Origin of the sequence: Shewanella subflava (assembly GCF_025971955.1) — a bacterium.
GTDB lineage: Bacteria > Pseudomonadota > Gammaproteobacteria > Enterobacterales > Shewanellaceae > Shewanella > Shewanella subflava.
Genome location: NZ_JAPDMX010000024.1, coordinates 213,381 through 230,255 on the forward strand (window position 1 = coordinate 213,381; position 16,875 = coordinate 230,255).

19 protein-coding genes are annotated in these 16,875 nt (G+C 41.6%); 5 read left to right on the top strand and 14 right to left on the bottom strand.

Annotated elements, in window-relative coordinates; translation table 11 throughout:
• Positions 1–83: 83 nt before the first annotated feature.
• From OHT75_RS10105 to rraA, 13 genes are all read right to left on the bottom strand, one after another.
• Positions 84–635 (bottom strand): thioredoxin family protein, encoded by a 552-nt coding sequence (locus OHT75_RS10105; RefSeq protein ID WP_264726348.1) that lies wholly within the window; start codon positions 633–635, stop codon positions 84–86.
• 201 nt (positions 636–836) lie between these two features.
• Entirely contained in the window at positions 837–1,847 is a 1,011-nt protein-coding gene (gene hemB, locus OHT75_RS10110; protein WP_264726349.1) for a porphobilinogen synthase, read from the bottom strand.
• A gap of 14 nt (positions 1,848–1,861) precedes the next feature.
• Entirely contained in the window at positions 1,862–3,784 is a 1,923-nt protein-coding gene (locus tag OHT75_RS10115; protein WP_264726350.1) for a sensor domain-containing diguanylate cyclase, read from the bottom strand.
• Positions 3,784–4,596: a TatD family hydrolase gene (locus OHT75_RS10120; protein ID WP_264726351.1), complete on the bottom strand. Its 813-nt coding sequence runs from the start codon at positions 4,594–4,596 to the stop codon at positions 3,784–3,786. The genes OHT75_RS10115 and OHT75_RS10120 overlap by 1 nt, the downstream gene beginning before the upstream one ends.
• 7 nt (positions 4,597–4,603) lie before the next feature.
• Positions 4,604–5,170, bottom strand: coding sequence for a hypothetical protein (locus OHT75_RS10125; RefSeq protein WP_264726352.1), 567 nt, complete (start codon positions 5,168–5,170; stop codon positions 4,604–4,606).
• 45 nt (positions 5,171–5,215) lie between these two features.
• Complete coding sequence (gene tatC / locus OHT75_RS10130) at positions 5,216–5,971, bottom strand: twin-arginine translocase subunit TatC (protein WP_264726353.1); 756 nt, start codon at positions 5,969–5,971, stop codon at positions 5,216–5,218.
• Between the two features lie 3 nt (positions 5,972–5,974).
• Entirely contained in the window at positions 5,975–6,394 is a 420-nt protein-coding gene (gene tatB, locus OHT75_RS10135) for a Sec-independent protein translocase protein TatB (RefSeq protein WP_264726354.1), read from the bottom strand.
• A 6-nt stretch (positions 6,395–6,400) separates the two neighbouring features.
• Positions 6,401–6,640, bottom strand: a complete 240-nt coding sequence (gene tatA / locus OHT75_RS10140) for a Sec-independent protein translocase subunit TatA (RefSeq protein ID WP_264726355.1) — start codon at positions 6,638–6,640, stop codon at positions 6,401–6,403.
• A gap of 106 nt (positions 6,641–6,746) precedes the next feature.
• On the bottom strand, positions 6,747–8,396 hold the full coding sequence (ubiB, locus tag OHT75_RS10145; RefSeq protein WP_264726356.1) for a ubiquinone biosynthesis regulatory protein kinase UbiB: 1,650 nt from the start codon (positions 8,394–8,396) through the stop codon (positions 6,747–6,749).
• Positions 8,393–9,013, bottom strand: a complete 621-nt coding sequence (locus tag OHT75_RS10150; RefSeq protein WP_264726357.1) for a ubiquinone biosynthesis accessory factor UbiJ — start codon at positions 9,011–9,013, stop codon at positions 8,393–8,395. Before OHT75_RS10150 ends, ubiB begins: the two co-directional genes overlap by 4 nt.
• Positions 9,013–9,768, bottom strand: coding sequence for a bifunctional demethylmenaquinone methyltransferase/2-methoxy-6-polyprenyl-1,4-benzoquinol methylase UbiE (gene ubiE / locus OHT75_RS10155; RefSeq protein ID WP_264726358.1), 756 nt, complete (start codon positions 9,766–9,768; stop codon positions 9,013–9,015). Before ubiE ends, OHT75_RS10150 begins: the two co-directional genes overlap by 1 nt.
• A gap of 270 nt (positions 9,769–10,038) precedes the next feature.
• Complete coding sequence (locus OHT75_RS10160; protein ID WP_406682007.1) at positions 10,039–11,085, bottom strand: formimidoylglutamase; 1,047 nt, start codon at positions 11,083–11,085, stop codon at positions 10,039–10,041.
• A gap of 66 nt (positions 11,086–11,151) precedes the next feature.
• On the bottom strand, positions 11,152–11,637 hold the full coding sequence (gene rraA / locus OHT75_RS10165) for a ribonuclease E activity regulator RraA (RefSeq protein WP_264726360.1): 486 nt from the start codon (positions 11,635–11,637) through the stop codon (positions 11,152–11,154).
• A 396-nt stretch (positions 11,638–12,033) separates the two neighbouring features.
• Here rraA and OHT75_RS10170 point away from each other — a divergent pair, with 396 nt between their 5' ends.
• From OHT75_RS10170 to OHT75_RS10180, 3 genes are all read left to right on the top strand, one after another.
• Positions 12,034–12,288: a uroporphyrinogen decarboxylase gene (locus tag OHT75_RS10170; protein ID WP_264726361.1), complete on the top strand. Its 255-nt coding sequence runs from the start codon at positions 12,034–12,036 to the stop codon at positions 12,286–12,288.
• A 253-nt stretch (positions 12,289–12,541) separates the two neighbouring features.
• Entirely contained in the window at positions 12,542–13,051 is a 510-nt protein-coding gene (locus OHT75_RS10175) for a phosphatase PAP2 family protein (protein WP_264726362.1), read from the top strand.
• A gap of 14 nt (positions 13,052–13,065) precedes the next feature.
• A complete protein-coding gene (locus OHT75_RS10180; protein ID WP_264726363.1) occupies positions 13,066–14,115 on the top strand; it encodes an MJ1255/VC2487 family glycosyltransferase in 1,050 nt (349 codons plus the stop codon).
• Positions 14,116–14,185: 70 nt separating this feature from the next.
• Here OHT75_RS10180 and rsd read toward each other — a convergent pair whose 3' ends face one another.
• Positions 14,186–14,653, bottom strand: a complete 468-nt coding sequence (gene rsd / locus OHT75_RS10185) for a sigma D regulator (RefSeq protein ID WP_264726364.1) — start codon at positions 14,651–14,653, stop codon at positions 14,186–14,188.
• A gap of 445 nt (positions 14,654–15,098) precedes the next feature.
• On the opposite strand from rsd, the gene hemE reads away from it, so the two are divergent.
• Together hemE and OHT75_RS10195 are read left to right on the top strand one after the other, a co-directional pair.
• Complete coding sequence (hemE, locus tag OHT75_RS10190) at positions 15,099–16,163, top strand: uroporphyrinogen decarboxylase (protein WP_264726365.1); 1,065 nt, start codon at positions 15,099–15,101, stop codon at positions 16,161–16,163.
• Positions 16,164–16,382: 219 nt separating this feature from the next.
• Complete coding sequence (locus OHT75_RS10195; protein ID WP_264726366.1) at positions 16,383–16,859, top strand: OsmC family protein; 477 nt, start codon at positions 16,383–16,385, stop codon at positions 16,857–16,859.
• Positions 16,860–16,875: the final 16 nt, after the last annotated feature.

A 16,875-nucleotide genomic window follows, 5' to 3' on the forward strand; every position in this document is an offset into this window, starting at 1 on the left:
GCCCTTTTAGGGCGTGATATCAAAGCCACCTTCTTCAGAAGGTGGATTCTTTACTATACCCATCACAATCATTCTGATGGGTATTATTGTAAAATGTTGACTAAATCAGCTTCCAGTGTCACTTGTGGACGCTCAACAATACGGCCAATCTCTTTACCTTTTTGCTCGACAATAAAGGTCGGAATACGTGAAAACTCATATTGTGCAGCTAATCCCTGTGGATCAAGTTTGCTTCTATCAACCCCAATATAGGTGACCGTCAGATTTGGGTTTGCAGCAGCTTCGATTAAGCGCATAAAACGGGGCGTTTCACGGTGGCAATCTGGACACCAAGTACCAATGATTACCACTATGTTGGTTGGCTCAGAAATGGTTTTTAATATATCAATTTGAGCCGCATCAGTTGCATAGTTTTGGTACTCATCACTGTAGCCAGGTAAATCTTTTGCAAGGGTTTCGGTCGTTACAATACCAGTAATAATCACTTCTTTTTTCTCCTCACTGCAGGTTGCTATAAAGCCTTGTGATGCCTCATCAAAACTGCAACCGCTGTTGGCGAAAGCATTAGGTGTGATCATTTGGCTGCTAAAGAATAATGCCGTAGTGGCTAATAATGTTTTAACGTTATTGTGCATGATAAAGCCTCAATGAAGAAGAGAAAGAGTGCATTCGTCATTCAAACACGGCTTGTATTAACTGTTAAGTATTAACCATTGCTGATGTTATCCTGATCACGGATATGGCGTTATTTAGGTATTTTTTGCGAGTTGATGCAGCGAACTATACATAAAAAAAGGAAGCATTATGCTTCCTTTTGGTATCTCACCATCAATGGGTTACTTTTCTTCTTTAAGCCATTGAGCGGCACGTTTGGCGAAGTAGGTTAATACACCGTCAGCCCCGGCCCGCTTAAAGCAAAGTAATGACTCCATCACGATCGCTTTTTCAGCTAACCAACCGTTTTGAATAGCTGCCATGTGCATGGCGTATTCACCACTGACCTGATAAGCAAAAGTCGGCACCGCCAATTCTGTTTTAACTCGGTGTACAATATCAAGATACGGCATACCGGGTTTAACCATGACCATATCAGCGCCTTCTTGGATGTCTAAAGCAACTTCATGTAAGGCTTCATCACTGTTAGCTGGATCCATTTGATAGCTGTGTTTATTGCCACCCTTTAAGTTACCAGCAGAGCCGACTGCATCACGGAAAGGGCCATAATAGTTAGAAGAATACTTTGCAGAGTAAGCCATAATTTGGGTATTGACATGACCTGCTGCTTCTAATGCTTTACGTATTTCACCAATACGGCCATCCATCATGTCTGATGGTGCCACAATATCGGCACCGGCTTCTGCATGAGATAACGCTTGTTTCACCAAAATTTCAGTGGTGATGTCATTTAAGATATACCCTGTGTCATCAATGATGCCGTCTTGACCGTGGGTTGTGAAGGGATCCAATGCGACATCGGTCATTACGCCCAGTTGTGGGAAAGCATTTTTTAATTCACGCACGGCGCGTTGAACTAAACCATCAGGATTATAAGCTTCTTCAGCCATTAATGACTTTTTGTCCGCTGGCGTGACAGGGAATAAAGCGATTAATGGAATACCTAGCTCAACTAACTCAGCGGCTTCTTTAAGCAGTAAGTCTATAGAAAAACGTTCTACACCTGGCATAGACGCTACTTTTTCGGTGCGCTGGGTACCTTCTAAAATAAACATTGGGTAAATCAAATCGTTCACTGTGAGTGTGTTTTCAGACATCAATCGACGGCTAAATTCATGTTTACGCATGCGGCGCATTCTGCGCTGGGGAAAGGCACTAGTAATAATATTCACATTCTACTCCAGGGTTAAGATGTCTCTGATTCAGCCGAGTAAAGGCAGACTTTATTTCTACCATTGCGCTTAGCTTGGTATAGCGCTTTATCAGCTTGGTCTAATAAAATTGTTGGGTGATCATCGCTGTCGACAATCGCCACTGAAATTCCGATACTGACGGTAAGCGGAATATCATGGCTATCCCACTTAATACTCAATACTTCAATGGCTTTACGTATCATTTCGGCAACTTGTATTGCACCATCTTCATCAGTGTTAGGCAAGATGATAGCAAATTCTTCACCGCCAAAACGTGACACCAGATCGGTTGGACGCTTTAAATTTTCAGATAAAGATTGAGCTATAATTTGTAAGGTATGATCCCCAGCCAAATGACCATATTGATCATTGATGTTTTTAAACTTATCAATATCAAGCATGAGTAATGCCATCGGGGTTTGTTGGCGTCGACTAATACGACCTTCGGCTATCAGGCGTCTGTCAAAAACGCTGCGATTTTTTACTCCGGTTAAACTATCAATGGTGTTTTGTTCAGTCAGCTTTTGGTTCACTTCGTTCAATTCGCGCAAAGTGATCTCTAACTCTAAGGTTCGCTCTTGCACCATTTGTTCTAAACGCTCATTCGATTCAGCTTCTGCTTTAAGAGACTCTTCTCGAGTTATCCTCAGGCGTTCGGCTTGTTCTAAGGCTTGTTGCTGGATATTAAGTTTCGCTTTGCGTTCATCGTTATAACGAATGGCAAGTACTGCTGCCATGGTGATCACTTCAAGTGTTACCCCCAGCATCATGGGTGTTTGCAATGGGATATCGATGTCAAATAGGCCAATATAGATCCCGCCAGACACAATACAGCTAATCAATAAGGTCACTCTACCCAAGCCATACAGCCGTGCATTGCGCTGGCCGGCCCACACTTGCATAGCAGCAAAAAGGGTTAAAATAGTGCACACCAAGCTGACGAAATAAATCAAAATTTGGATGGCGATATTGTATGAAATGAACGGCAGTATAAAGGCCAAGGCAAAAGAAATGGCAGCGAGTACACGACATGACCGCAGCATTTGTAGGTTGTGGTACTTCAGCAATAATACTTTTTCGGTGAACATTAAATTGAATCCCATCACCATAGGAATGATGAAGGGAATAATGACATTTTGAATCTCAGGCCAGTCAGGCCATAAATATCGAAAGGATACACCGTAAATTGTCGCCATCAATAAAGCTAAACTGAGCACATAACCACTGTAGTAACTAAAACTGAATGAGCCAGATGCGAGGGCGATAAACAGACTGAACACACCAATTGCGAGCAGAAAACCTATTTGTAATCCATGATTGAGGTTCTTGGTTTCGATTACCTGAGTTAAGTCATTCGGTGACCACAGCACCAGCGGTAAATTTAAGCTGCCATTAGTATTAATTTTGAGAAGAAATTGATGCGTTTCGCCGGGTTTAAGCGCAAAAGGAAACAAAAACGTGTTGCTTTGCAGCGGCCGATGTTTAAAAGCTAAGGAGTCACCCATTTGAGTGCTGGTGATTAAAGTGTCATTCACTTTATGGTATAAAACAATGCTATCCAATAAAGGATTATCTAAAGCCAGTATGCGAGTTTGATAATCATCTGGTGAATATATACTGAAACGCAGCCACATATCTTTGACACCGATTATTTGGGTGTCATCTCGGGTGATCTTTCGCCATGTCGATGCCGGCTGCAGCTCTAACGTATGTAAATCTTTTATGTCATTTTGAGTTTGAATAAACAGCCAATCGGTCAATTTAATTTGCGTAATTGAACTATTACTTAAGCGCACAGCAGGTTGGTTTTGATTATTTGCTGCATTTGCTGGGCAAATCAATACCAAGTTTAATATGACGAATATTAATCCAAACAACCATTCTGGTTTATAAATCGCAGGGCCAATTAAGTGCATTATTGCTTGCCTGAAATGGTCGAGGATAAATTAAAAAATGCGCGGCTATTGTGATAACAGTGTTGAGCCAGCTCTGCATAATCTTGGCTTCGAAGTTTTGCCATTTCCTCGACAATAAAGGGGAGATATTGAGGTAAGTTTTTACTGGATTTGGGCTTAGGTCGCATACTTCTAGGTAATAGGTAAGGCGCATCGGTTTCGGCCATAATGCGGTTATTCGGAATGAACTTAACCAGATCAGCTAACCCTTGTCCTCGGCGTTCATCACAAATCCAACCCGTAATACCAATATATAAATTCGCCGCTAAACAAGCATCTAACTCAGTCTTAGTTCCTGTAAAACAATGCAAAAGAGCATTGGGCAAATCAGCTCTGTACTGGTTAACGATTTCGATAAAATCATCGTGAGCATCACGACAATGCATATAAACTGGCATGTTAAGCTCGCAGGCTAGTTCCAGTTGGGCACTAAATGCGCGTCGTTGTTGATCTCGGGGAGAAAAGTCTCGATTGTAATCTAAGCCACACTCACCAATCGCAACCACGGAGGATTGTTTGGCAAGTTGCGTTAACTCATCCGCACTGGCATTAGTCCATTGACTGGCGTAGTGAGGGTGAACCCCAACAGTACAAAATAACTGCGAAGGATATTGATCGCATAGATTGAGCGCTTGACGGCTTTCGTCAAGTTCACTGCCAATCACGATCAAAGGCGAAACATGTTGTTTCGCCGCTTGTTCGATAATGTCGCCGCATTTATCTACCAAACTTGGGTTAAGTAGATTAACGGCAATATCAATGTGCTGGGTCATTGATAACTTATTTTAAGCGCTTTACTCGAGTGGTCGAATTACGATCATCAGTGCCGAGTAAGAATGAACTTAATGCGCCTTTTTCAATATAAATTGTTTGGCCCTTATTGATTTTAAAGCGATCGCTTTCAGTTTGTTTCCATACCTGACCGTTGTTTAACGTGATGATAAAAGCGCCGTAGGGATCTTTACTCACTTCTGCGACTTCAAAGTATAGCTTACCGACTTCCTCTTCGATGGTTTTTTGTAAACCAAAAGCTGCAGCAGGATCTTGCGCAGTATTGCTTACTACAGGAGTTGTGTTGTTTACAACGGGTGTTGGGGCAACTGCTGGAGTTGCGACAGTAGGAGTTGCGGCCGTTGATTGCACTGCAACCGCGGGTAATGTTACGGCTACAGCGTGGCCATTTTGATTAGCTTGCTGTACTTTTTCAGCTAAAGCATCATAACAAATTAGGCGGTCAAGCTTATCGCTTTTAACCGCACAAATTGAAAGTTGTTGTTCTAATCCAGTATTTGCTTGAGCAGTCGTCGATGCCAGTATAAGGGCTGTAGCAATCCAAGTTAAGCGCATGATTTATTCCTTGTTATTATTAACTAATCACTGATGCATTAAGGATTAGTTATGGGTGTGCTCGTTGTCCGGCACATCTTCTTCGTCATCTTTGGGTGTATACAATTTAGCCGCTAACAAACCACCTTCAAACAGCAGTAGCATAGGGATGGCTAGCATAGTTTGGGAGATGATATCAGGAGGAGTAAGCAACATGCCAATAACAAATGCACCTACAACAATATATGGACGTTTTTCTTTCAATTCAGCTGGTGTAGTTACCCCTGCCCAACACAGTAATACTACAGCGACTGGGATTTCAAATGCTAAACCAAAGGCGAAAAACAGTTTTAAAATAAAACTTAAATAACTGCTGATATCGGTTGCGACTTGCACGCCTTCAGGCGCAACGCTGGTAAAAAAGCCAAATACCACAGGAAACACAACGTAATAAGCAAACGCGATACCTAAGTAAAACAAAAAGGTACTACTGGCTAATAACGGCAAAACTAAGCGTTTTTCATGCTTGTATAAGCCGGGGGCCACAAAAGACCAAATTTGAAACAGCACATAAGGTATTGCGACAAAAAATGATAGCACTAATGTGAGTTTAAACGGCGCAAAAAACGGGGCAGCAACATCGGTTGCAATCATGCTACCCGTTTCAGGCAAAGACTGCATTAGCGGTAGCGCGATGTAATGATAGATATCGTTAGCCCAATATACTGTGGCAATAAAAACCAGTAAAACACTGCCGATTGCTTTAAGTAATTTGGTGCGTAATTCTAGCAAATGGCTAATAAGCGGTTGCTGCTGCGACATGAATTATCCGTTGGATTTAGTTGAACTAGAGTTGCTAGTATCTGATAAAGATTTAGCGGCCTCATCGGCAGGTGTGTCTACTGCTGGTGCAGTGGGTGCAGATGATTGCGTCGGGTTATTGTCTTCAACCTGATAAGGGCGATTAACCGACTGGGCTGCTTGTTTTAGCTCATCGATGGACTGCTGTAATTCAGGTGATAAATTTGATAAACCTTTGCTTTCGGCTTTTTTCAAGTCGGCATGCAATTGTTCAATCTTAAGCTCTTGCTCAAGTTCATCTTTCACTGAATTTGCCATGCGTTTTATGGCACGGATCCATCCTGTAATTGAACGTACTGCAACAGGTAGACGTTCAGGGCCGAGAACAACCAGCCCTAAAATACCTATTAGCAGCAGCTCCATAAAGCCGATACCGTCAAACATAATAAATTACGCCTGTTCTTTGTCCTTAGACTCAGGTTTCTTTTCAGTCGCCTGCTGTGAGGTTTGTGCTGTTTGCACAGTGGTATCTTCTAATGATTTCTTTTCATCTTCAGATGACATGGCATTTTTAAACCCTTTTACCGCACCGCCTAAATCACCACCTAATGAACGGAGCTTTTTAGTACCGAATAATAGAATAACGATAAGCGCTATGATTAAAAGCTGCCAAATACTGATGCCGCCCATGGGATTTCCTCTTTAATATAAATGGTGTTTTGTTGCACAAAACTTAAAAAACCATAATAAGGTCAATTTATTTAAGTATTATGAACTTCTAATAAATTAGTGCTAGCTAAAATTTACGATTTTTTGGCCTAGATCGCCATCCTGCTATCCATAAAATACTGCCAGCACAGATACAAGTGTAAGCGGGCCATAGTGTAGCGCTTTGATTGAATAATATTGTGCCACAGATCAACAAAACGGCAGAAGTGATAAGCAAGTAGTTACTTTTGTGAGATTTTTGTTGGTAACGCAAGTACTTATCAAGCATTTGTTGTTGAGTGCCTAATAATTTACGACCAATTTTAAGGTTGTCATAAATTAATTCAGGCAATTCAGGTAGCATATCAGCCCAGTAGGGGGCATTAGTTTTAACTTTATTAAACATAGCCTTATGGCCAACCTGTTCTGCCATCCAGTTTTCTAAAAATGGCTTAGCAGTTTGCCACAAATCAAGTTGGGGGTATAACTGTCTGCCTAAGCCTTCAATATACAATAAGGTTTTTTCAAGCAATACCAGTTGAGGTTGCACCACTATGTCAAAGTGACGGGCGGTTCTAAACAGTTCTAATAACACATGGCCAAATGAGATTTCATCAAGGGGTTTATTGAACATAGGCTCACAAACCACTTTTACAGCTTGTTCAAATGCCAATACGTCAGTGTGTTCAGATACCCACCCCGATTCAATGTAAAGCTGGGCAATTTTATGGTAATCGCGATTAAAAAATGCCAAAAAGTTTTCAGCAAGATAGCGTTTATCTATCTCGGTTAAGGTGCCCATAATGCCGCAGTCTAAACCAATGTAATAAGGGTTTTCTGGGTGTTCAGTGCTAATAAAAATATTGCCAGGGTGCATGTCAGCATGGAAAAAGTTATCCCTGAACACCTGAGTAAAAAATAGCTCAACTCCGCGTTCGGCAAGTAATTTAAAGTTAGTGCCTTGGGCACGAAGCGCTGCCGTGTCGGAGACGGGAATACCATATACACGTTCCATCACCATGAGGCGTTGATAACAATGTTCTTCATATACATAAGGAACATAAAGTGCATCTGAATCTAAAAAGTTGTTTCTTAGTTTTGTGGCGTTTAACGCTTCTAGTTTAAGGTTAAGCTCACCCAAAATCGTGGTGCGATAATCATCAATCACTTCGGCAGGGCGCAGGCGGTTACCTTCACCGAGTAAGCGCTCCAATAGATTGGCGGTTTGTACCATAAGCTGTAAATCGGCATTGATGTTGGCTTCAACATTGGGGCGTAACACTTTTAACACCACTTCTTTGCCGTTTGATTTTAAAATAGCGGTATGCACCTGAGAAATTGAGGCGCTTGCAAGAGGCGTATCTTCAAAATCATCAAAGAGGTTTTCTATGGGTTCGCCCAGGGCGGTTTCAATTGCTTCTCGAGCCAAGGCTGAGTCAAATGGCGGCACGCGATCTTGCAGCATTGCCAGTTGATATGCCCACTCGTCATCTAATAAATCTCGTCGAGTGGACAGCATCTGGCCTAATTTAATATAAACAGGCCCTAGCTCTTGCATGGCCAGCTTTAGGCGTTCAGCGGGCTTTTTGTCTTTATGGTGGTTGCGTAACCAGAAAAAACACATCCGCAATAATTTGAAGTACCAAGGCGTTTTGTGTCGTGGTAATAAATCATCTAGGCCGAAGAGAAGTACGGTTTTAATGACATGGTAACCACGCCTGATACTAGCAACTGTCATGAGGGGAATTTTTCTCTTAATTTGGCAATTCGCGCAGCGATATTATCGGTTTGCGAAACAAGTTGTTCAAGGTTATCACGAAAATGCAGATAATCTATTTTATGCGGCGCTAGTCGATATTCTTCTGTGGTGAGTTGACCAATATGTGAACGGGTTTTTAACCATACTGATTTTATATCCTGCCCCAATTGTTGGGTAGTGGTCAGTAATTTATGGGTTGGAGCATCGCCAATATAGCGAGATAAAGGTTCAGCAAAATCAAACTCAATATGCTGAATAAAATGGCTAAAGGTTTGGAGTAGCTGAATGTCACCATCAATACTGAGCTTATCCTGTTTGATAAGTTCAGTCAGGTTTGCGCCTTCGCGCAGTTTATTGAGGGTCGATGCATCGGCATGCACGGTGACCGCAACGTCACCCTCAAATTGACTCATGACCTGAATGTTTTTAGCAAAAATAAAATACAGTGGCCAAGACAGTTGGGTGAGTTGAATACAGAACACTTTGCCGTGTAAATTTTTTAAACGGGCATAATTTTGTTGTGCTTGCGGCGGCAGTTTAGCGAATGCTGTTTCGATGGCTGCGCAGGTTAACAAGGCAAAGTGATTCACGCGCATTAGAACTTATAACCTCTGTGTAGGGCGACAACACCGTCAGTCATGTTGGTGTAATCTACTTGTTCTAGCCCTGCATCGATCATCATTTGTTTCAGGGTTTCTTGATCAGGGTGCATACGAATAGATTCCGCTAAGTATTCATAACTGTCAGCATCTTGGGTGATTAACGCGCCCATTTTGGGTAACACTTTAAAGCTATAAAGGTCATAGACTTTACGCATTATTTCATGCTGAGGTTTAGAAAACTCAAGCACTAATAACTTACCACCTGGTTTCAATACGCGTTGCATTGAGCGCAATGCGGCATCTTTATCGGTAACGTTGCGTAAACCAAATGCGATGGTAATGATATCAAAGTGATTATCAGGAAACGGTAAGGCTTCGGCATTTGCTTGTACGTAACTTACGTTACTCACAATGCCTTTATCGCGCAGTTTAGTTCGACCGACTTTTAACATAGAGTCATTAATGTCAGCTAAAATCACTTGGCCCGTTTCCCCAACGAGGTGAGAAAACTTAGCCGTTAAGTCACCAGTACCGCCGGCTAAATCTAACACTTTCATGCCGGGGCGTGCTGCGGCAACTTCAATCGTGTGACGTTTCCAGAAACGATGAACGCCAAACGACATCACGTCGTTCATAATGTCATATTTTGCAGCAACAGAATGAAATACATCCGCAACGAGATCGGCTTTCTTTTCAGCCTCTACGGTTTTGTAGCCAAAGTGGGTGTTTTTTGATTCGCCCTCAGACATGGGTATATTCCTATAATGTGCGATAATGAATTGCTAGTTTATGCCATTGTTGTAACTTGCAACATCACCTAAATGCGAGAGTGTGATAACAATCAAGCCGATAATATGTGATACGTAGCATTAACTTAATAAGACCACAGTGAAATCGTGGTGCCTATTTCGGCAAAGTAGAGCATAATTTTGCTCCGCATTAGAGCATAATTTTGGCATGAAAATCTACTCTGCCATGGTGGTCAACCACATAAATTGACTGATAGAGTCAGGCTTAGGTTAACTCAGTTTTGCTTTTCTGCCTTGTATGTAACTGTAAATTAGTTCGCTTATGCCCTGTCCCACATCTCGATATCCCGCACTAATACCAGCCTCGTGACAGGACGGCGCAGCTTCAGCTAAATGTAAGTAAGCACAATCACATTGTTTTGCGACGCGATACACATAGTGGCAGGCATCTAACAGCGGTACGCCTGCAAAAGTGGATGCGCTACTTGGCATTTTTGCAATCGCATCCACATCCAACTCTAGCCCTACAGGCAGATTGGTATTGTTTAACTCTTTGCATATTTGGCTTAGCGCGCTATCTAAACTGATTTCACGACGAACCCAAATTTGTTGAAAACTGTGCCAGCTTGCCCCAAATAAGCTGAGTTGTTCCAACGTAGCTTCGCTGTTTTTCAGTTCGTGTAATCCTAAAATATGATAATGATCTAGCGCGCCATTAGCCGCAGCATAACTAAAACCATTGCCACTATGCCTGCCTTCACGAGGCCTAAAGTCGCTGTGCGGATCAAGGTTGACTGCCGCCAAAGGTTGATTGAATGTTTGCTTGGCAGCAGTCAGTAAACCAAAAGCATTGTTATGTCCGCCACCAATGACGATGGGCTCTAAGCCAGCAGCAAAAATTTGACCCATGTAGGTCATGACTTGACGGTCTAATTCTGCGGTAGCATGGCGTAAGCTTTCTGTATCGGCATTATCTGCGATTAAATTGTCAGGGCTAATAATGCCAACCACAAGGCATTGGCCCCCCTGACAAAAACGATTTGATTGTAAATTAGCAAATTGACTGACGCTGGCGGTAAAAGCATCATCTGACCCCCCTCGGCCTAAATTCGCTCGAGGACCAATGTCTTCACTTATCCCAACAATGGCAAATTTCGCCCCTTGTGCAGCGGCATGCTCGAGCCCGATAGATATATCATTTGGTTTTTTTGAGGTGTTTTCTAATGTGAGAAATTGTTCACCGAGTTTTGTTTCGCCGTCTCGTTGGTTTACTAATGATGCGATATCAGCTTTATTAAATAGGGTTAGCATTGGAATACCTCAAAATTGCACTAAGCAGAGACAAAAAAAGCCAGCAATGCTGGCTTTTTATTTATTTAAAACTTAGTCGATATCTAATGGCTCTGGAGATAAAATTACGCCAGTATTATCGGCATAAATATGATCGCCAGGTAAGAAGGTTACACCACCAAAGTTCACTGGAATTTCCACTTCGCCGACGCCATTGCTGTCTGCACCCACAGGAATTGAAGCAATGGCTTGAATACCGATATCAAGTTCTTCTAATGCATCAACATCGCGGACCGTACCGTAAATGATGATTCCTTCCCAGTTGTTAGCAACTGCTATTTCAGCAATACTGGCATCCAGTAATGCACGGCGTAATGAACCACCACCATCAACCAATAATACTTTGCCTTCGCCATCTTCTTGTAACGCTTCAGCAATTAAACCGTTATCTTCAAAGCATTTAATGGTGCTAATTGAGCCGCCGAAAGAGCTGCAACCACCATAATTACTGAACATGGGTTCTACCACGTCTACCACATCGATATACATGTCGCACAGTTCTGAGGTGTTGTATTCCATAGATAACTCCTAATGGCTGCAATAGGTTCATTGCACTAGTTTAATTGCTAATAAAGGCAAAGTTAAATGAATTATATGGGGTTTTTTTTAAATTAAAAGCGTTATTCGTCACGACCTTGTTGCAAATCAAATCTGAATGATAATACTATATATAGAACGCAATGATTTGTATTGAGAACAATTGCTGATTTTGAAGTTTATTTACTTTAAAATTTAACTATTTATCCATCAACTATAGATCATGATCACTAAAATACGTTTATAAATTACTAACATAGCTAGCGAATTGTTAACATATCAGTGGTTTTTAGGCATCAGATTATTTTATTTATTTGCTTTAGGGGCACGGATCCCTCGTTACGCTTAAGGATGGCAGAGAGCCTTAAAGAGGTTCTTATGGAAAGTACGAATATGATTGAAATATTAGGCTATGTTGCTTCTGTTATGGTCGCAATTTCGTTAATGATGAAAGATATCATCATGTTACGTTGGTTAAACTTTGTTGGCTGTGGTTTGTTTGCTGCCTACGGATATGCTATTGATGCATGGCCAGTTGCCGGAATGAATGCGTTTGTGGCGGGGATTAATATCTATCACTTAGTGAAAATTTATCGCACTAAAGCCCCTGAAGTACAAGCCGCCTCTGTTTAAGTGCTATTTAACCTCAGCCCGTGATACTCAGTCTATCTCTTAACCCGGGTTGAGGTTATTTAATGTATTCAGCATTAATTGTTCACTTGAACAACTAAGACTGAATAATTTACCCCATTCTCTTTATCTCTTCTTTACGCCTTTTTTTACCTTGTCATAAAAGCTTCGAATAATTGTCACTTTGTATTCATTGGATCTGACTAATCTGCAATAGACAGAAAAAATGAGCGCATGGAGCGCGACAGGAGTGGCAATGAATTTGATTAACAAAGTCGATCAATACCTGTTTTATTGCATTATTGATTTTACACGTAAACAACGACTCTCAACCGCAGCCTTGAACGTGTCCTCAACGGGTGATGGCCATTGGTATGTGTACATTTCAGTGACCATGCTGTTGATGCAGGCACAAGGGCAGCAGTTTTTTAATCTACTGCTACTCAGTTTTATCATCGAATTGCCGCTTTACCTAGTTTTTAAAAATGCAATTCGTCGTCAGCGTCCTTGTTATGCCTTGGTCGATTTCAATGGTCATTTTGAACCATCGGATAAATTTAGCTTACCCTCTGGACATACAGCGGGTGCATTTGTTATGGCCAGTGTTATTCATATTTGCTTTCCTGTTTTGGCCCCTTTGGCTTATTTATGGGCGCTAACAGTTGGCTTATCCCGTATCGCATTAGGTGTGCATTATCCGTTAGATATTGTTGCAGGTATGGGACTAGGCATAGGTTCGGTAATGTTAACTCAACGAATTGTGTAATAGGGATCAAAAACATGAAAATCCTATATGGGGTACAAGGCACAGGGAATGGCCACATTAGTCGCGCGCGAGTCATGGCCAAAGCAATGAAAAACAGAAACATTGAAGTTGATTTTTTATTTAGTGGCAGGCCAGAAGATCATTATTTTGATATGCAAGAGTTTGGTGATTATCAGGTGCGCAAAGGTTTATCATTTGTGACTGAAAGTGGCCGGATTAATATGCTTAAAACCGCGCAAAATAGTGTCAGAAGCTCAATATTCAATGAGGTAAAACAATTGGATTTGCAGGGCTATGATCTGGTGCTAAATGATTTTGAGCCTATCACCGCCTGGGCGGCGAAGCAGCAAGGGGTAAAGTCCGTTTCAATTAGTCATCAAGCGGCATTGCAATACCCAGTACCTAAGCAAGGTGGCAGTTGGTTTGATGAGGTTATCCTTAATCATTTTGCCCCGGTAGATATTGCTTTAGGTTGTCACTGGCATCACTTTGGTTTTCCTATTTTACCGCCATTTGTGGAAGTGGATGAGTCTTCAACGCAATTTTGCCATCAAATACTGGTATATCTACCATTCGAAAATGCCGATGACATTGCAGCGTTTTTAACGCCGTTTGATGATTACCAATTTTTTGTTTACCACAGTGTCAAACCAATCAAGCCTTTGCCTGAACATATTCAATGGCATGGTTTTAGCCGAGATGGCTTTAAGCAACATTTATCACATTGCGGCGGTGTGATGGCCAATGCAGGATTTGAACTGGCCAGTGAAGCAATGGCATTAGGTAAAAAACTGTTGGTAAAACCCTTGCTAGGGCAGTTTGAGCAATCGGCAAATGTGGCAGCATTGGAATTACTTGCTGCAGCAGACAGTATGCAAACATTAGATAGTGGCAAACTCACCCGTTGGTTAAAAGCGCCGTCACCAGAAGCGATCCATTATCCAAAAGTGGGAGATGCCTTAGTCGATTGGTTAACATTAGGTGATTGGCAACAGCCACAACACTTGTGTGATCAGCTATGGTCGCAGGTTGAATTACCGGAAAATTGGCGTAAACGTCAGTAAAATAGCGTTAGTGCAGATAAAAATAAGCCCCAAATGCATAACACTTAGGGCTTATTTTTTGTATGGTGCTTTATGAATGACGGCTATGAAGAATTTCTATTAATTCATCTTCGTACTCAAAACGAGACTCCATGGCTTGAGCAAGCTGCGCTAAATCTTTATCCAGTTGATAAAGCACTTTATCGTCCTCAGACTCAGTATATTTATCATTGAAATCAAGCGCCGTATCGGTACTTTCACTGATTTTTGGTAGTAAGTTTTGTGCGGTGGCTTTACTGTCTTGCCCGTAAGTTGCACATTCACTAACGACACGGTCGTATACTTCAAAATGCCCCTCAGAGACATAATCAACCAGCTGAGCGCAAAACTCTTTCACATCTTTAATACTGGGTAAGCTTTTTTCTGCACGGGTAGAAGGAGCAAGGCCAGCGAGGGAGAAATATTGTATAAGCAATTTACGACGATGGGTTAACCATTGATCAATTAATTTATTGGCCCCACCCCAACGTTGTTCTGCTTTTTCGAGTTGTGTAAGCATGTTGATGCCCTTAACTTGCTACCTTACAATATTACCTACTGTATTGGACAAGTGCTCAATTGATCAACTGTTTTATGCTTTATTTATCAAAGGACAAACCAGCTTAATTTTATTCCGCTGGGATTTAAAATAAAAAACCCAGCGATAGTAGGCTATCACTGGGTAAATAAGCTTTTAAGGGCTCGATAAATCGAGCTTCTTGATTGTTCTTGCTAGCGCATACTTTTTATACCAAACGCACACTCGTGGTGCAACTAATAATCGATGTTATGTGTTTTTGATATCGATATTGCTGGTTTTTTGAGCGAAATGTGATGTGTTTTGATATTTTTAGCAACAGATTTAGGAATAGCTCACATAAATATCGCATAAGTGGTTACATTAATCGCGTAAGTGCTAAACTACCGCCCTGCAAAATTCATAACAATCTAGGAAAATAGCCCCCATGGCAGAACTAAAGAATGATCGTTATTTACGTGCTTTATTAAAACAACCTGTAGACAGAACGCCAGTATGGATGATGCGTCAAGCAGGTCGTTATCTTCCAGAATATAAAGCAACCCGCGCTGAAGCTGGTGACTTTATGTCTCTATGTAAGAATCAAGATCTAGCGTGTGAAGTGACTTTGCAGCCTTTACGCCGCTATGATTTAGATGCCGCTATTCTTTTCTCTGACATTTTAACTGTGCCAGATGCAATGGGCTTAGGTTTGTATTTTGAAACTGGCGAAGGCCCACGTTTTCAGCGTCCAACTGACACAATCGATGCAATCAAAAAGCTTTGCGTGCCAGATCCAGAAGACGAGCTAGGCTATGTAATGCGTGCTGTTAGCACCATTCGTCGTGAGCTAAAAGGTGAAGTGCCTTTAATTGGTTTTTCTGGTTCACCTTGGACACTCGCCACCTATATGGTTGAAGGTGGTTCAAGTAAGACCTTTGAAAAAATTAAGAAAATGGCTTACGAAGAGCCTGCAACATTACACATGTTGTTGGATAAATTAGCTGATTCAGTGATTTTATATCTTAATGCACAAGTTGCTAACGGTGCGCAATCGTTAATGATTTTCGATTCATGGGGCGGTGCACTATCTCACCACGCTTACCGTGAGTTTTCATTACGTTACATGCAGAAAATCGTTGATGGTTTAACCCGTGAAGCAGAAGGTCGTACCGTTCCAGTAACCTTATTCACTAAAGGTGGCGGTTTATGGTTAGAAGCCATGGCTGAAACCGGTTGTGATGCCTTAGGTTTAGACTGGACTGTTGATATTGGTGATGCACGTCGTCGCGTAGGGCACAAAGTGGCTTTACAAGGCAATATGGACCCATCAGTTCTTTATGCTTCACCTGAGCGTATTCGTCAAGAAGTTGAACAAATTTTAGCTTCTTACGGTGAAGGTACTGGCCATGTATTTAACTTAGGTCACGGTATTCACCAGCATGTTAATCCTGAGCATGCAGGCGCATTTATTAAGTCAGTTACTGAGCTGTCAGTTAAATACCACAAGTAAGCTACTTAGCTAACGTGATGATACAAATTAAAGCGAGCCAAATGGCTCGCTTTTTTTGTGATTTTTTTATCGTATATTTGAGGTTAAATGCTAGCTTGCAGACTGTTTAACGCTTCATGTTGACGGTATCTCTTAGCTATTTCACAGACTATTTAAGCTGACAGTAAGGGAATGGTCGCTTATGGGCCGTCAGCAAATGATAATTTTAAAGGAATTGAAATGTCAGAATATTTTGCCAAAGTGAAGTGGGTGAGAGCCGATGATGAGGTTTATATTGATAATCAATATAGTCGAGGACATGAGTGGATTTTTGATGGCGGCATAATGGTACCTGCGTCTTCATCTCCACATGTTGTGCCTTTGCCTTATTCCGTGGCGGATAATGTGGATCCTGAAGAGGCTTTTGTGGCGTCATTGTCGAGCTGTCACATGTTGTTCTTTTTGTCGATTGCAGCAAAAAAGCAATATGTGGTTGATACCTATGTTGATGATGCTGTTGGTATAATGGCCAAAGATAGTGAGGGCAAAATGAGTATGACTCAGGTTACCCTTAGGCCGTTTGTGCAGTGCTCTGGGGATAAGCAGCCTACATTGGCGCAACTTGAAAAAATGCATCATCAAGCTCATGAACAATGTTTTATTGCTAACTCAGTAAAAACAAAGATAGTGACAGAAATAGTGGTGTCATCGATGTGATTTAAGCGTGATGCTG

Coding starts and splice junctions, on each gene's coding strand:
- OHT75_RS10180 (WP_264726363.1), top strand. CDS start 13,066: ATGAAAATCCTATATGGGGTACAAGGCACAGGGAATGGCCACATTAGT.
- OHT75_RS10195 (WP_264726366.1), top strand. CDS start 16,383: ATGTCAGAATATTTTGCCAAAGTGAAGTGGGTGAGAGCCGATGATGAG.
- tatC (WP_264726353.1), bottom strand. CDS start 5,971: ATGTCGCAGCAGCAACCGCTTATTAGCCATTTGCTAGAATTACGCACC.
- tatA (WP_264726355.1), bottom strand. CDS start 6,640: ATGGGCGGCATCAGTATTTGGCAGCTTTTAATCATAGCGCTTATCGTT.
- OHT75_RS10150 (WP_264726357.1), bottom strand. CDS start 9,013: ATGCGCGTGAATCACTTTGCCTTGTTAACCTGCGCAGCCATCGAAACA.
- OHT75_RS10170 (WP_264726361.1), top strand. CDS start 12,034: ATGGAAAGTACGAATATGATTGAAATATTAGGCTATGTTGCTTCTGTT.
- OHT75_RS10125 (WP_264726352.1), bottom strand. CDS start 5,170: ATGCGCTTAACTTGGATTGCTACAGCCCTTATACTGGCATCGACGACT.
- OHT75_RS10175 (WP_264726362.1), top strand. CDS start 12,542: ATGAATTTGATTAACAAAGTCGATCAATACCTGTTTTATTGCATTATT.
- ubiE (WP_264726358.1), bottom strand. CDS start 9,768: ATGTCTGAGGGCGAATCAAAAAACACCCACTTTGGCTACAAAACCGTA.
- rraA (WP_264726360.1), bottom strand. CDS start 11,637: ATGGAATACAACACCTCAGAACTGTGCGACATGTATATCGATGTGGTA.
- OHT75_RS10115 (WP_264726350.1), bottom strand. CDS start 3,784: ATGCACTTAATTGGCCCTGCGATTTATAAACCAGAATGGTTGTTTGGA.
- OHT75_RS10105 (WP_264726348.1), bottom strand. CDS start 635: ATGCACAATAACGTTAAAACATTATTAGCCACTACGGCATTATTCTTT.
- ubiB (WP_264726356.1), bottom strand. CDS start 8,396: ATGACAGTTGCTAGTATCAGGCGTGGTTACCATGTCATTAAAACCGTA.
- hemE (WP_264726365.1), top strand. CDS start 15,099: ATGGCAGAACTAAAGAATGATCGTTATTTACGTGCTTTATTAAAACAA.
- rsd (WP_264726364.1), bottom strand. CDS start 14,653: ATGCTTACACAACTCGAAAAAGCAGAACAACGTTGGGGTGGGGCCAAT.
- OHT75_RS10120 (WP_264726351.1), bottom strand. CDS start 4,596: ATGACCCAGCACATTGATATTGCCGTTAATCTACTTAACCCAAGTTTG.
- tatB (WP_264726354.1), bottom strand. CDS start 6,394: ATGTTTGACGGTATCGGCTTTATGGAGCTGCTGCTAATAGGTATTTTA.